We start from the raw sequence: 13,040 nt of genomic DNA on the forward strand, positions 1-13,040 counted from the left end.
CTACATCAGGCCTTTCTGCTGAGGAAGTCGAGTGTTTTTTCGTTGAATGTGGTGGGGTCCTCCCACTGCGGCCAATGGGCGGCGTTGCGGACCAGCGCGAATTCGCCGTCCGGAATTGCCGCCGCCAGGGTCTCGCCCGTGGCCACGCCGCCCGTGGGCTCATGGTCCGTCCACACAAGCAGGGCCGGCACCGGAATGGCAGCGTAGTCTTCCTTGGTCACTTGGTTCCTGGCACGGATATCCGGCACCTGAAGTGCCATGATGTGCTCCATGGAGGTGATGAAGCCCGGCCGGCCGTAGATGGCGCGGCGTACTTCCACCAGTTCGTCCGTGATTTGTTCGGGATCGTGGATGACCACTTGGAGCCGGGCCTTGACGTTCTCGTAGCTGGGGTCCTCCACGGCTTTGCGGCTCACCGGGCTGACACGGTCCATGGACTTGGAAGCGATCATGCGGCCGCCGGGAGCGCTCAGGACGATCGTCTGCAGGCGCTCGGGATGGTGTGCGGCGAACTTGATGGCGATCCACCCACCGAGGGATTCACCCAGGAGGTGCACCTTGTCCAGGCCGAGCACGTCCAGGAGGTTCAGAAGGTGTTCCTCGTAGTCGGGGATCTCCAGGTCGGCTTCGGCCAACGTGGAAAAGCCATGTCCCGGGTAGTCGTAACCGATAACCTTGTAATTCTGCGCCAGCGCACGGATGTTATGGGTCCACGCTTCGATGTGGCCGCTGGTGCCGTTGAGGAGGACCAGGGTCTGCTCCCCGGCACCCACGGTCAGGACGCGCGTCCGCCATTGCCCCACGTGGACATATTCGAGGGTGTGGGGCAGATCGGCGATCGCTTCCCACATGGTTGCCTGCATCATGCGTTGCGGGGGATAGCAGCTGTGATGCCGAAGCCGGCGCCCCAGGTCTTAACCGGCCAGTAGCGATCCACCACCATGCTGTAGTCTCCCGCCGTCGACAATGCGCTGAAGGCCGCGATCCAGGAACGCATCTCATGCGCCGCGCTGCCACCTTCGGCAATGAACTGGTCATTGTCCCAGCCGTCCACGTCGGTCAATGAGCCGGAACGGAACACCTTCATCAGTTTCTGGTCCCATTCCTCATTAAGGGGGGCGCTGGACCTGAGGCCATCTGCAATCGCCTGGATGCCCTCGATGATCTTGCCTTCGCGTGCCGCCCGGTCTTCTTTGGACGGCGAATAGGAAACCAAGCGCTGCTGGACTGGTTCAGGGGAGCCGTCGTACTCGGGAATCGGCGGGTTGTGCGAGAGCCCGCCGGAGGCCACAAGGAGAACGCGCTTATCCAACTGTTGGGCAGCGCGGCCCATGGCTTCACCCATAAGACGGATGCGGGCCATGGGGGTGAGGGGCTTGCCGATCGCGTTCACGAAGACGGGGACGAACGGGTTGGTGAAGCCCGGGCCATACAGGAACTCCAGCGGCTGCATGACGCCGTGGTCGACTTCGAGGCGCTCCGAACGGGCGATGTCGATTCCCTGGGCAATGGTCAGCGCATGCAGTTCCCGGGCAGTCTCGGAATCGACGGGTAGGGCGCCTTCACCCGTTCCGTAGTCTCCGACGCCTACTGCCTGGGCACCAATGGCGAACGGGGGCATCATCGAGTAGAGCACCCCGTTGAAGTGGTCCGGCCCGAAGATGACCGTGACATCCGGGGCGAAGTCATCCACGAACGAGCGAACTTCGGCCAAAGACTCATTGATTTCCGCGAAGATCGTTCCGCCCGGATCGACGTTTCCAAATGATGGCGCGTGTGACAACGCGGCAAGCGCAAGCGACATTGCTTTCCCTCTCAGTGATCTCGACCACATACGGTCTTCCCTAGAGTGTAGATTCTAGATTCGGTATTCCGCAATAGCTCAAGGGAAATTGACGGGCGCTCACAGAAGGTAACCTCCCGCCGTCGTGACGGTGATCGGAGCCTATTCTGGGGAAGTAACGGCCTGTAGAGAGCAGAAGGAAGCCCATGCCCAGCCCCGTCCGCCCCCTCCGTAAGCTTGGATTCCTCACCATCGGCCTGTTCGACCCCGCGGACCCGGCGGCGGGCCACCTGTCCACGCTGGAGATCATCGAGCTCGGCGAACGGCTGGGGTTCGACTCCGCGTGGCTGCGTCACCGGCATCTGCAGTTCGGCATCTCATCACCGGTGGCGGTCATGGCGGCAGCGAGCCAGCGCACGTCGAGGATCGAGCTCGGCACCGCCGTGACTCCGCTGGGCTGGGAAAACCCCTTGCGCCTTGCTGAGGATCTGGCCACTGTTGATCTGCTCAGCGGGGGTCGCATCAACCCGGGCGTCAGCGTCGGGGAGCCCATGACGTACAGCACTGTGAAGCATGAGCTCTACCCTGACTCTGCGGACACGGAGGACTTCAGCTATTCGCGGGTGGAACGGTTCGCGCGCCTGGTGGCGGGGGACAACGTGCGTGATTTTTCCGGCAAACAGGGCGTTGTGGAGGAGTTCTCCGACCGGGTTGAACCCCACTCCCCCGGCCTGCGTGACCGGCTTTGGTACGGTGCCGGAAGCTTGAAGTCCGCCATCTGGACCGGCGAAAACGGCTTCAACCTGCTCTCCAGCAGCGTCATCTTCCCTGAAAAGGACCAGGCCCCGGACTTCGCGGCGGTACAGCAGGCACAGATCCGGGCCTTCCGTGATGCGGCAGCGCGCGCCGGACACTCAAACGCCCGTGCCTCGCAGGGCTTGGTAGTCATTCCCACCGACTCCGCCTCGACGGCGCAGCGGGAAAAGTACCAGCGCTACGTCGATGAGCGCACACCCCGTACGCTCACGCCGCAGGGACCGAAGGGCATGATGTTCGCCGCGGACCTTATCGGCTCCAGCGACCAAATCGCGGAGCAACTGTACGCACACGGGGGCTTCCAGGAAGTGGACGAGGTGGCGTTCGCGCTGCCCTTCAGCTTCGACCACGAGGACTACGTACAGATCCTCACGGACATCGCGGAGAAGTTGGGGCCGGCTCTGGGCTGGGCTCCGGCGTACTGATAGCTAACGGCCCTTAACCACGACGGCGGACCGGTCACTCGCCGCTCAACCGGCCACCCGCTGCATCACCCGCCGTCTCAGCCGCCCGAACGCATGTCGAACTGGGCCGCAGATTCCCTGAGCAGGCGGGCAACCGTATCCACGGGCAGGCTCGTTGGCTTCTTCCTGTCGAAGCGCCTGAGCGCAATGTGCCGGGTACCAAGGCCCGGAACATCGAGGATGTCCACCTGGTCATGGACGACGCCGGTCAACGCCAGGGTGGGCACAATCGCCACTCCTTCGCCGGCCGCGACCAGGGCAAGTGCGGTGAGCGTGTCGACGTACTGGTGCACCGTCTCGATCCGCACTCCGGTGGAATGGCGGAGGCGCCCCAGCACGGCGCTGTTGGCGGCGGACTGCTCGACTCCCAACCATGGCAACGGGAGCCGGCTGAGGTCGATGGCTTCGGTAGCGAGCAAGGAACCTGCGGGAACTACCAATTTCCACGGTTCGTCCAGCAGCGGCTCCTGCACCATGCCGGCAGCGAGCGGCCGCTGTTCGGCCGCCGTCGAGTCCTGCTCGATGACCAAGGCGTCAAGTTGCCGTTGGCGCAGCAGCCGCATCAGGGGCGGGAAGGCGTCCTCAACGATCTCAATCCGCAATTGCGGGTACTGGCTGCGCCACTCGGGGATCCGCGGAATGACCACCGTCCGCATGAAACTGGTGAATCCGCCGATTCGAACGACGCCGGAAACCTTGGCTTCGCCCTCCATCCGGGCCCGCGCAACATTGAGCGCCCGTTCGATCTCTTCGCCCGCTTCCGCCATCGCCAAGCCAGCGGGTGTCAGCACCGAACCTTTGGGGGTCCGCTGAAGCAGGGCCTGGCCCACTTGGTGCTCGAGTTTGGTGAGTTGTTGGGACACCGCGGACGGTGTGAGCCGCAGTTCATCGGCGGCTGCAAGCACCCCGCCAGTGCGCGCCACAGCCAGCAAAACCAGGAGTCTGCGGGGGTCCATGTCCATGTTAAGCAACTCTAAATACCGGCTTCAGAAGATTGCAATTGATCTAAACCAAGACGTGCCCCAATATTTATCTCATAGCCGCAAGTTCCACGTCTTAGCGGCCCTCCTCTTACGCGCAAGGCCGCTATTGTCGTGCGCCCGATTTACGAAAGGATTCCACATGGAACTGCTCTGGGAAGTGACCGGATGGGCTGGCGCGGCGGCGATGCTCGGCGCCTACTTGGCGGTGTCCATGGGGTGGCTGCAGCCTGGACGTAAATTCCAGACCGTCAACCTCTTTGGGTCCTGCGCGTTCATCATCAATGGCACCCTCCACGGCGCCTGGCCGTCAGTGGCCACCAACGTTGCCTGGTTCGTCATCTCGGCCGTAGCGCTCTACCGCATGCGCGAAAAGAAGCCGGCTACCGCCGTCGTCGTTGAGGTCCCAAGCCGCGCACCGGAAACCGGTGCGCAGTTGATCATCCCGGGTGCCCCGGCCGCCTCCGTAACAGCCGCCGCGTAGCGGGGCCTTTCCCTCAGTCCACGAACTCCGACTGCGTCTCAATGAAGTCCCAGTCCGCGGCCGTCAATCCCCCGCTGAGATTGTCCGGATGCGGTCCGCCGGCTTCAGCAATGTGTTGCAGCACCTGCAGGGGAAGTTCCTCTGCCCGCAGGTTTTCCCGCAGCCATTCCTTGCTGTCCAGGTGAAGATCGAGCCACCACATGAAGATTTCCATCGCACGCCGCCTTCCGTCGACTCATCGCCAAGTGAGACCACGGATTAACGGTAGGCCCGGCCCGGTATGCCTACAAGGACCCGCTGATAAAACCCCTTGTATGGAACCTCCGTCAGGGCCAATCTGTACGTAAGAACCACGAGGGATCCGCGATGGATTGTGACATCGAGCTGGAGATCGGCACCGGCTCAACACGCGGTGAGTACACGGTGCATGTGGTCCGTGCACCGGCGGGAGGCCACGCGTCCGGCCGCTTCACCTTGGACATCGACGGCATCCACGGCAGGCTCCCCCAACTGGAAGCCACCGTCCTTGCCTCGGCCGTCGCAGCCCGGCGGACGCTTCCGGTTGCCGAAGTTGCCGTTCGTGAAGTGGGCCAACAACTGTTCCAAGCCCTTTTCACCCGGGAGGTTTACGGCACCTACCGCGCCAGCCTCGGCGCAGCGCAACATGCCGGCCAGCAACTCCGCGTGGTCCTGCGGCTGGCCGCCCCCGAACTGGCCACCATGCCGTGGGAAACCCTGTTCGACCCCGAAACGGAAACCTACCTCTGCCAGACGGAGCCCCTGCTGCGGCACATCCCCGCCCCGGATTACCACCAGAACCCGCTGGACGTCGCCCCGCCGCTGCGGATCCTGGGTATCGTCGCCTCGCCCCGCGACCTCCCCGCCCTTGATGTCCAGGCTGAGAAGGACCACCTCACCCAGGCCTTGGCCGGTCCTGCGGAGGAGGGCCGGGTGGAACTCGTTTGGACCAGGAGCGGCACTTGGGACGACATCCAGTCCATGCTCCTCGCCGGCCCTTGGCATGTGGTCCATTTCGTTGGACACGGCGACTATGACTCCCGCACCGACGAGGGCCGCATCGCACTGGTCGGCAACGATGGCCGCGCCGCCATGGTCCGCGCCGTCAGGTTGATGGCCCTCCTGAGCGTTGCCGCACCCCGGCCACGGCTGGTGGTGTTGAACTCGTGCTCCTCGGGCGAGATGGGCCAGACGGATCTCTTCTCCGGCACCGCATCCGCCTTGGTCAGGAGCGGCATCGGAGCGGTGGCTGCCATGCAGTTCGCCATTAGCGACTCCGCCGCCATCGCCTTTGCACACGGCTTCTACGCGGCCATCGCCAACGGCCGCACAGTGGATGAGGCCGCCCGCATCGGGCGCATCTCCGTCATGGCCAGCCCGGACGGCACCCTCGAATGGGTGACGCCTGCCCTGTACGTCCGCGGCGGTTCAACGCAGCTGTTTTCCCTGCAGGGCACCCCGCGCGGTCGCACCCAAGCGGAACGTACGACGTCGGCAACGGCCTCAGGCGGGCAGCCCGCCTCGACGCCCGCTGCCTATGCGACCCCTGCCGGCTCTCCGGATCCCGCAACCACCAAACCACTGCCGGAAAGCACACCGGCGCGGGCATCAACGGGGGACAACGACACGGACCACATCCGGCGGAGGGCGCAACTGCGTGCCCTGTATGTGGAGGCATCGGCCGAGTTGCGGGCCAAACACTACGAACAAGCCCTTGAATCCTTCAACGACCTCCTGACTTTGGAACCCGGTTACAGGGATGCTGTGGCGCTTAGGGACTCAGCAAGCAAGCGGCTCAGCGAAGAACGGGCCTACCGGGAAGCCGTGGCTGCGGAGGAATCCGGGGACTGGATCGCGGCGGCAGAGGGCTTTGCGAAGGTGCTAAACAGCCCTTACTACCCGGACGCTTCCCGCCGCAAGGAAGGCTGCGAGCGCAAGCAACGCATCGCCGACCTCCAAGGAGAACTCCGCTACCACCACTCCAAGGGTTCGTGGGAGGCGGTCATTGATGTCGCCAAGGAGCTCAGGACCCTTGATCCGGGTGCTGCAGATCCGGACGGACTCACCACCGCAGCGAAGGCTGAGCTCAATAAAACCGTCCAGCACGGCGACACTGAGGAGGAGCACGGCTCCTACACCGCCTACGATCTACCAGCCCCGAAGAAGCAAGCCACCGCTCCGACCAAAGCGAAGGCACCCGGCCAAGTGCCGCCGTCGGGCTCTGACGAACCTCTCTGGAAAGCGGTCCCGCGGCCGCACCTGCCGCTCGCCGGCACCACGATCGCCTGGGCGGGGGCAGCGCTGGCAACCGCCGGAGGGCTGGGGGCCGGGTTCGTGGTGTTCTTCATGTGGTTCGACCAGAACTCCTGGCAGGACAACGGGGGCGACATTGTGCTCCGCACCCTTTACGGCGTCGTCACGGCGTTCGGCTATCTGCTCCTTGTCATCGCCGGGCTCCCGGACCACACAGCGCAGGGGCGGTTGGCGATGACCGGGTTGGTGGTTTCGCAAGGTGTGTTCGGGCTGGCCGGGCTCAACTACACGGTGGAGGCAGCCGCCGTCGTGGGCAGTTTTGCGGTGGCAGGATTCGGGCTGTGGGCCGGAGTGCTGGCCATGCGGTATCCCGCGCAGCACACGTTGGCCTGGCTTCTGCTGTTGCCCACGGTGCTGCAACCCATCATCTGGATCCAAGGGAAAGGCGTGTTCATGGCGAGTTGGTACATGACGCAGGCATTGCCGCTGCTGCTGCATCTGGTGTTGCTGTGCGGGGTTGGCATCGCGTTCATTGTGACCGCCCAACGCCTGGTCAGCGTGCGAGGCATGGGCGTCACGAAGGACGCGCCATGAGCCGACTGGTTGAATTCGCGACGGACGACGGCGGCACCGTGGTTGTGGAGGTGGCCAGCACTGCCGGGAGCCTCGTAACGAGAGGAGGGGATCACGCGGCCGAACATTCGGGGGTGTTTGCCCGGGCCCAGCAGACGTTCCAGCGGGCACTCGAGCACGTCAGGCCTGCGGTCCAAGGCGTCATCGACGAACTCCTGAGCCTGGAGAACCGCCCGGATGAGCTGAGTGTGGAGTTCGGGATCGATCTTCATGCCGAGGCCGGCGCGTTCATTGCCTCGGCCAGCACGGGTTCCAACTTCAAGGTGTGCCTGACGTGGAACAAATCCTCCGCCCCAAGCAACCCCGAGTAACCCCGCCGCGCCCAACCCAACCCCGCCCCGCAAACCCAACTAGGTCGCAGCAGAGCACGTTTTGAGCCCTGAAAACGCGCACTATTGCTACCCAGTTGGGGGGCCGGGGAGCCTGTTCAAGGGCAGGCCGCAGCGCAACAATAAGGTATGGTCGGCGAAGAATTCAGCGGACGCATTCCTTTGGTTGTAGGGGTGCTGCCGGATCAGCACGTGGAGGTCCTGCAGACGGCCCGCGCACTGGCCGAGCAACTCGGCGTGCCTCTGGTCTGCGCATATGTGGACGAGGCGAGTTACCTCGTGGAGTGGGATCCGTCGCGGGAGACCCACAGGATGTCGCTGCACCCGGAGAAGGACGACGAGGACGTGGCCGCCATCCGCAACGACCTCGGCAAGGAAATCGCAGAAGCCATGGAGGGCGGCTCGGCAGACTGGACCTTGCGGCTTCTGGCAGGTGACCCGGCCCGGGCCTTGGGCAGGCTGGCCGAGGACATCAAGGCGTCAATGATCATCGTCGGCACTCCCGAACCCGGGCTTGGGCACCGGATTTCTGAGGCATTGAACGGTTCGGTGGCCGCGTGGTTGAGCCATCATCAGCGCCGTCCGGTGTTGATTGTGCCGCAGAAAAAGCGGCCGGATCACGCGCCGGGAAAATAAAGCGAAAGTACTAATTCCAAGTGGTGGCAATGCCGTCACACCCAACGTAGAGTTGTTACTGCAGGTCAGCGGAAGCGCCTGCCACAAAGCTGCTCCGGAGTGCGTATCCCCCAATAACGCACTCCGGAGCTTTTGTTTAACCAGCTTAACCAGCGTGGGGTCGACGGGATTGCGTGCCGTCGCAACCGACATTGAAGCCAAAACGGCCCCGACACGCCGTCTCAGGGGCAGGTCGGGGCCGTTTCGCAGCCAAAGCAGGTGGTGGCGGCACGGGTCCGCGGGAAAGTACGACGGCGGCACCCACCGCAGGCGCGGCGGCTCACCAGGCGCGGCGGCTCACCAGGCGCGGCGGCTTACCTCACGAACGTGTACAGCAGGGCCGCCATGCCGAAGCCCACAATGGACAGGACTGTTTCCAGGACGGTCCAGGTCTTCAGGGTGTCCTTCACTGACATGTTGAAGTACTTGGAGATGATCCAGAACCCGCCGTCGTTGACGTGGCTGGCGATGATGGATCCCGAGGAGATGGCCACAACAATCAGGGCGAGCTGCGGCTGGCTGTATCCGGAGGCGAGGCTCGGCGCGAGGATGCCACCGGTGGTCACGATCGCCACCGTGGCCGATCCCTGTGCGATGCGCATGCCGGCGCTGATCACGAAGGCCGAAAGGATGATGGGAAGGCCCGCCTGGGACAATGTGTCCGCAACAGCCTTGCCGACGCCGGTGGCTGAGAGGACGGCCCCGAAGAACGCGCCGGCACCGACCACCAGCAGGATCATGCCCACGGGACGCAGTGAGGAACCGGTGATCTCGCTTAGTTCGGTGGCGGTCATGCCGCGGCGGATGCCCAGGAGCCACATGGCCAGGAGCACGGCAACGGTCAGCGCAATGGCCGGGTTGCCGAAGAACTGGAGGGTGTCGCGGAAGGCGCCGGCCGGGACGAAAATGTTGCCGAAGGTGCCGCCGAGGATGAGGATCATGGGCAGGCCGATGGCCAGGAGAACCAGGCCAATGGAGGGTTCGTGTCCGCGGGCAGTGTCCGCCTCCTCGATGATGCGGTCCTCGGGAACGTGGACCATCACACGCTTCCCGATCCACGTGCCCCACAGAATACCGGAGGCGAACCAAGCGGGGATGCCGCAGATGAGGCCCATGAGGATGATCCAGCCGAGGTCCACGTGGAACAAGCCGGCCGCAGCAACGGGTCCGGGGTGCGGGGGAAGGAAGGCGTGGGTCACGGAGAGGCCGGCCAGCAGCGGCAGGGCATACAGCGCGAGGGACTTGCCGCCGCGGATCGCCGCAACGTACACCAGCGGTGCGAGCACGAAGATGCCGATGTCGAAGAACACGGGGATGCCCAGCACAAAGCCGGTGATACCCATGGCGAGCGGCGTTCCCTTCTCGCCGAAAATCTTCACCAGCCGGCCAAGGAGCACCTCGGCACCGCCGGACCGTTCGAGGATCGCGCCAAGGACAGTACCCAGGCCGATGATCACCGTGATGTGCCCGAGGATGCCGGCGAAGCCCTTCTCAATGAGGGCGTCGCTGCTCTTGGTGGCCGATCCCACCAAGGCCTCCACCGAGATACCGCCCACCAGGGCCACCAGCACGCCGGTTCCCACCAAGGCGATGAACGGTTCGAGTTTGACCTTGATGATCAGGAACAGCAGGAGCGCAATGCCGGCGCCTGCCAGGAGGAGCAGGCCGGCGGTATCGTGCCGCAGCCAGTCGAGGAATTCATTCATGGACGTGTCTTTCCGGGTAGTCCTACTTGAGGGTGCCTGTGAAGGCGGCGGCACGGGCCGCGATGTCTGCCCAGTCGCCGGCAGCAACTGCCGCGGGCGGTACCACGCTGGTGCCGCAGCAGACTGCGGCAGCACCGGCGTCGAGGTAGCTCTTGGCGTTGGAGGCGTCGATGCCCCCGGAGGGCAGCAGCCGGATTCCCGGGAAGGGTCCTTGCAGGTCCTTCAGGTACGCGGGTCCGATCTGGCGGGCAGGGAAAATCTTGACGGCGGCCGATCCCAAATCGAGAGCCTGGGCCACCTCGGTGGGGGTCATGGCGCCGAGGCTGAACGGGACACCGGCGGCGGTTGCGACGGCGGCTACCTCGGGCCGAAGCCCGGGCGTCACCAGGAACTTCGCACCGGCGTCGATCGCAGCGCGCGCTTGGTCACCGGTCATGACCGTGCCGATCCCGACGGCGGCACCATGGTCCGCTGCCGTTTCCGCCGCGCGCTGGACGTGTTTGAGCACATCAGGCGTGGTGAAGGTCAGTTCGACGCTGCGGATGCCGCCGTCGGCCAGCGCCCGGCACAGCTCGGCAGCGTCCGTGATGGACGGCGCGCGGACCACCGCCAGGGTGCGGTCGACCTCGAGCTGATGGATGAATTCTTCGGGGGTCATTGCATTCCTTCTCGGTTGAATCCGGCTTCCCGGGTGAGGCCGTCACGGTGCCGACGGAGGGCTCGGCCGGAACGTGCGCCGGTGGGCCGGCCGCCGTCGATCGCAGCCGTTCCGTTGACGAACACGTAGTGGATGCCGCTGGCGGCTTGGCGGGGATTGTCGAAAGTGGCTTCGTCGCGGATGGTTTCCGGATCGAAAAGTACGACGTCGGCGGCGAACCCTTCGCGGATCAGTCCCCTGTTGCGGAGCTTGAGTCGTGCGGCAGGCCGGCCCGTCAGGTGGTGGACCATGTCCTCCACGCTCAGCAGTCCGAGGTCGCGTGAGTAGTGGCCGAGGTAGCGCGGGAATGTGCCCCACGCCCGCGGGTGGGGCTTGGCGCCGACCAACAACCCGTCGCTGCCGCCGGTGTGCGTGCGGTGCTTCATGATGGTTTGGACATTTTCTTCGTGGCCCACGTGCTGCAGGATGCCGGTGCCCAGGCGTTCATCGGTGAGGATGCGGGCGAACACATCGAACGCTTCCTCTCCTGTTTCCGCGGCGATGTCCTTGATGGTCCGGCCCACGTAGCCTGCGAGCGCAGGGTTTTGGACGCCGCTGATTTCCAAGGTGTCCCATTCGGCCACAACCCCGTGGCAGCCGTCCGAGCCATAGATCTCCACGGTTTCGCGGATGCGTGCCCTCGTGGCGGGGTCGGACAGGCGTGCCAGGGTTGCTTCGGTTCCTCCCGCGGATGCCCACCCGGGGAGGATCGCGCTCAGCGTGGTGGCGCCGGGAAGGTAGGGGTAGGTGTCCAGCGTGATGTCCGCACCGTCATCAAGCGCGGAGTCGATCAGGTCCAGGAGTTCCCCGGCACGGCCTTTGTTTTCGGCAAAGTTCATGGTCGCGTGGGACAGATGCAGGGCACATCCGCTGTGCCGGCTCAGGTCGATCATCTCGGCATAGGCGCCCAGGGCATTCTTGCCGTAGGAGCGGTGGTGCGGGGCGTAGAACCCTCCCAATTCACCGACAACCCGGCACAGTCCGGCCAGCTCTTCCGTTGTTGCGTACATGCCCGGGGTGTAGGTGAGCCCGGAGGACATCCCCACGGCGCCTTCCTCCATCGCGGCGCGGACAACGTCCTGCATCCGCTGCTGTTGTTCCGGCGTGGGATCACCTTCGTCGAAGCCCATCACCATGGCCCGCACGGTTCCTTGCGGTACGAGGTAGGCGGCGTTGGTGGCGATCCTGCCGCCGGAATCTTCAGCGTCCAGGCGGTCCAGGTACTCGCCGACGCTGCGCCAGTTCCAGTCGAAATCCGCCGGGTTGCCGTTCCAGCCGGCGATCTTCTCCCGAACGCCTGCCAATGTTGCGTCGTCCACGGGTGCGTAGGAGAGCCCGTCCTGGCCCAGCAGTTCAGTGGTGACGCCTTGGCTGAGTTTGGCGTAGTGGTCCCGGTTGACCAGCAGCTGGAGGTCGGAGTGGGCGTGCATGTCAATGAAACCGGGGCTCAGGACCAGGCCGTGCGCATCGATGACGCGATCCGCTCCGGCAGCGGTGAGGCTGCCGGCGTCGGCCACCTCCGCGATCACGGAACGTCCAGCAGGACGTCCGCTGCACGGCGCTCCGCTCCGCTTCCATCCACCACCGTGGCGTTGCTGATGAGGGTCTTCATGGGATTCCTAGAAGAAGGTATGGATAAGGTCGACGACGGTCAGGTCGGCCGGGCTGCCAGCGTCGGCACTGCTGCCGGTGCCGCTGCTGCCGTTGCCGCTGCTGCCGTTATCCGCCAAGACCGGAATGACGGTCCACTTGTCGAAGGCGGTGCAAGGATGTGAGAGGCCCAGTCGTACGACGTCCCCGGGTGTGACCGTGACGTTTGCGGGGTAGGCCATGAAGCAGTGCTGGTCGTTGATGGCCGTGATCCTGGCGCCTTCCAGCGGCTCCATCGCTCCCCCGAGGGCCGGTCCAATGAGTTGGGGCTCGGGGAATCCTTCGTCGAACGGCAGGTCACGCTTGCCGGCGTCGAGGATGGCCAGCCCGGCCCAGTCGTACGACGTCCCCGGGTGTGACCGTGACGTTTGCGGGGTAGGCCATGAAGCAGTGCTGGTCGTTGATGGCCTTCCCTGCTGGCCTGCAACGGTGTCAGAACCCGGCACCCACGTTACGCACGACATCTACCAAACTGCCCTGCCCACATCAGCGGTCTCCCAACACCCGCCAGCCCCGGTGACAACACTCTCAAAGATCATCGATCAACAGAGC

Annotated in this window: 12 protein-coding genes and 1 pseudogene; 5 read left to right on the top strand and 8 right to left on the bottom strand. The window is 64.7% G+C overall.

Annotated features, from left to right (window positions below; all coding sequences use genetic code 11):
• Positions 1–5 precede the first annotated feature (5 nt).
• Complete coding sequence (locus RI444_RS21290; protein WP_207605325.1) at positions 6–866, bottom strand: alpha/beta fold hydrolase; 861 nt, start codon at positions 864–866, stop codon at positions 6–8.
• Positions 863–1,804, bottom strand: a complete 942-nt coding sequence (locus RI444_RS21295; protein WP_207605324.1) for a 3-carboxyethylcatechol 2,3-dioxygenase — start codon at positions 1,802–1,804, stop codon at positions 863–865. The genes RI444_RS21290 and RI444_RS21295 overlap by 4 nt, the downstream gene beginning before the upstream one ends.
• A gap of 185 nt (positions 1,805–1,989) precedes the next feature.
• On the opposite strand from RI444_RS21295, the gene RI444_RS21300 reads away from it, so the two are divergent.
• Positions 1,990–3,024 (top strand): LLM class flavin-dependent oxidoreductase, encoded by a 1,035-nt coding sequence (locus tag RI444_RS21300; RefSeq protein WP_207605323.1) that lies wholly within the window; start codon positions 1,990–1,992, stop codon positions 3,022–3,024.
• Positions 3,025–3,101: 77 nt separating this feature from the next.
• Here the strand turns inward: RI444_RS21300 and RI444_RS21305 are convergent, their stop codons facing one another.
• Positions 3,102–4,025, bottom strand: a complete 924-nt coding sequence (locus RI444_RS21305) for a LysR family transcriptional regulator (RefSeq protein WP_069696557.1) — start codon at positions 4,023–4,025, stop codon at positions 3,102–3,104.
• A gap of 160 nt (positions 4,026–4,185) precedes the next feature.
• On the opposite strand from RI444_RS21305, the gene RI444_RS21310 reads away from it, so the two are divergent.
• Entirely contained in the window at positions 4,186–4,527 is a 342-nt protein-coding gene (locus RI444_RS21310; protein ID WP_069696558.1) for a CBU_0592 family membrane protein, read from the top strand.
• Positions 4,528–4,540: 13 nt separating this feature from the next.
• Here the strand turns inward: RI444_RS21310 and RI444_RS21315 are convergent, their stop codons facing one another.
• Entirely contained in the window at positions 4,541–4,741 is a 201-nt protein-coding gene (locus RI444_RS21315; protein WP_069696559.1) for a hypothetical protein, read from the bottom strand.
• A 152-nt stretch (positions 4,742–4,893) separates the two neighbouring features.
• On the opposite strand from RI444_RS21315, the gene RI444_RS21320 reads away from it, so the two are divergent.
• The 3 genes from RI444_RS21320 to RI444_RS21330 all read left to right on the top strand — a co-directional run bounded on the left by RI444_RS21320 (position 4,894) and on the right by RI444_RS21330 (position 8,396).
• Positions 4,894–7,392: a CHAT domain-containing protein gene (locus RI444_RS21320; RefSeq protein ID WP_207605322.1), complete on the top strand. Its 2,499-nt coding sequence runs from the start codon at positions 4,894–4,896 to the stop codon at positions 7,390–7,392.
• The gene (locus RI444_RS21325; RefSeq protein ID WP_207605321.1) at positions 7,389–7,742 is read left to right on the top strand and encodes a CU044_2847 family protein; all 354 of its coding nucleotides are present in this window, start codon (positions 7,389–7,391) and stop codon (positions 7,740–7,742) included. The genes RI444_RS21320 and RI444_RS21325 overlap by 4 nt, the downstream gene beginning before the upstream one ends.
• Before the next feature lie 147 nt (positions 7,743–7,889).
• The gene (locus RI444_RS21330; protein WP_069696562.1) at positions 7,890–8,396 is read left to right on the top strand and encodes a universal stress protein; all 507 of its coding nucleotides are present in this window, start codon (positions 7,890–7,892) and stop codon (positions 8,394–8,396) included.
• A gap of 353 nt (positions 8,397–8,749) precedes the next feature.
• Here RI444_RS21330 and RI444_RS21335 read toward each other — a convergent pair whose 3' ends face one another.
• The 4 genes and pseudogenes from RI444_RS21335 to RI444_RS21350 form a co-directional block, all read right to left on the bottom strand.
• Complete coding sequence (locus tag RI444_RS21335) at positions 8,750–10,141, bottom strand: GntP family permease (protein ID WP_207605320.1); 1,392 nt, start codon at positions 10,139–10,141, stop codon at positions 8,750–8,752.
• Between the two features lie 22 nt (positions 10,142–10,163).
• On the bottom strand, positions 10,164–10,799 hold the full coding sequence (locus RI444_RS21340) for a bifunctional 4-hydroxy-2-oxoglutarate aldolase/2-dehydro-3-deoxy-phosphogluconate aldolase (RefSeq protein WP_069696564.1): 636 nt from the start codon (positions 10,797–10,799) through the stop codon (positions 10,164–10,166).
• Positions 10,796–12,450, bottom strand: a pseudogene (locus RI444_RS21345) (N-acyl-D-amino-acid deacylase family protein). Before RI444_RS21345 ends, RI444_RS21340 begins: the two are co-directional and overlap by 4 nt.
• 7 nt (positions 12,451–12,457) lie before the next feature.
• Positions 12,458–12,952, bottom strand: coding sequence for a hypothetical protein (locus RI444_RS21350; protein WP_021473279.1), 495 nt, complete (start codon positions 12,950–12,952; stop codon positions 12,458–12,460).
• Positions 12,953–13,040: the final 88 nt, after the last annotated feature.

It is taken from the genome of Paenarthrobacter sp. AT5, assembly GCF_032764245.1.
GTDB lineage: Bacteria > Actinomycetota > Actinomycetes > Actinomycetales > Micrococcaceae > Arthrobacter > Arthrobacter ureafaciens.

Coding starts and splice junctions, on each gene's coding strand:
- RI444_RS21290 (WP_207605325.1), bottom strand. CDS start 866: ATGATGCAGGCAACCATGTGGGAAGCGATCGCCGATCTGCCCCACACC.
- RI444_RS21295 (WP_207605324.1), bottom strand. CDS start 1,804: ATGTCGCTTGCGCTTGCCGCGTTGTCACACGCGCCATCATTTGGAAAC.
- RI444_RS21300 (WP_207605323.1), top strand. CDS start 1,990: ATGCCCAGCCCCGTCCGCCCCCTCCGTAAGCTTGGATTCCTCACCATC.
- RI444_RS21305 (WP_069696557.1), bottom strand. CDS start 4,025: ATGGACATGGACCCCCGCAGACTCCTGGTTTTGCTGGCTGTGGCGCGC.
- RI444_RS21310 (WP_069696558.1), top strand. CDS start 4,186: ATGGAACTGCTCTGGGAAGTGACCGGATGGGCTGGCGCGGCGGCGATG.
- RI444_RS21315 (WP_069696559.1), bottom strand. CDS start 4,741: ATGGAAATCTTCATGTGGTGGCTCGATCTTCACCTGGACAGCAAGGAA.
- RI444_RS21320 (WP_207605322.1), top strand. CDS start 4,894: ATGGATTGTGACATCGAGCTGGAGATCGGCACCGGCTCAACACGCGGT.
- RI444_RS21325 (WP_207605321.1), top strand. CDS start 7,389: ATGAGCCGACTGGTTGAATTCGCGACGGACGACGGCGGCACCGTGGTT.
- RI444_RS21330 (WP_069696562.1), top strand. CDS start 7,890: ATGGTCGGCGAAGAATTCAGCGGACGCATTCCTTTGGTTGTAGGGGTG.
- RI444_RS21335 (WP_207605320.1), bottom strand. CDS start 10,141: ATGAATGAATTCCTCGACTGGCTGCGGCACGATACCGCCGGCCTGCTC.
- RI444_RS21340 (WP_069696564.1), bottom strand. CDS start 10,799: ATGACCCCCGAAGAATTCATCCATCAGCTCGAGGTCGACCGCACCCTG.
- RI444_RS21350 (WP_021473279.1), bottom strand. CDS start 12,952: ATGTCGTGCGTAACGTGGGTGCCGGGTTCTGACACCGTTGCAGGCCAG.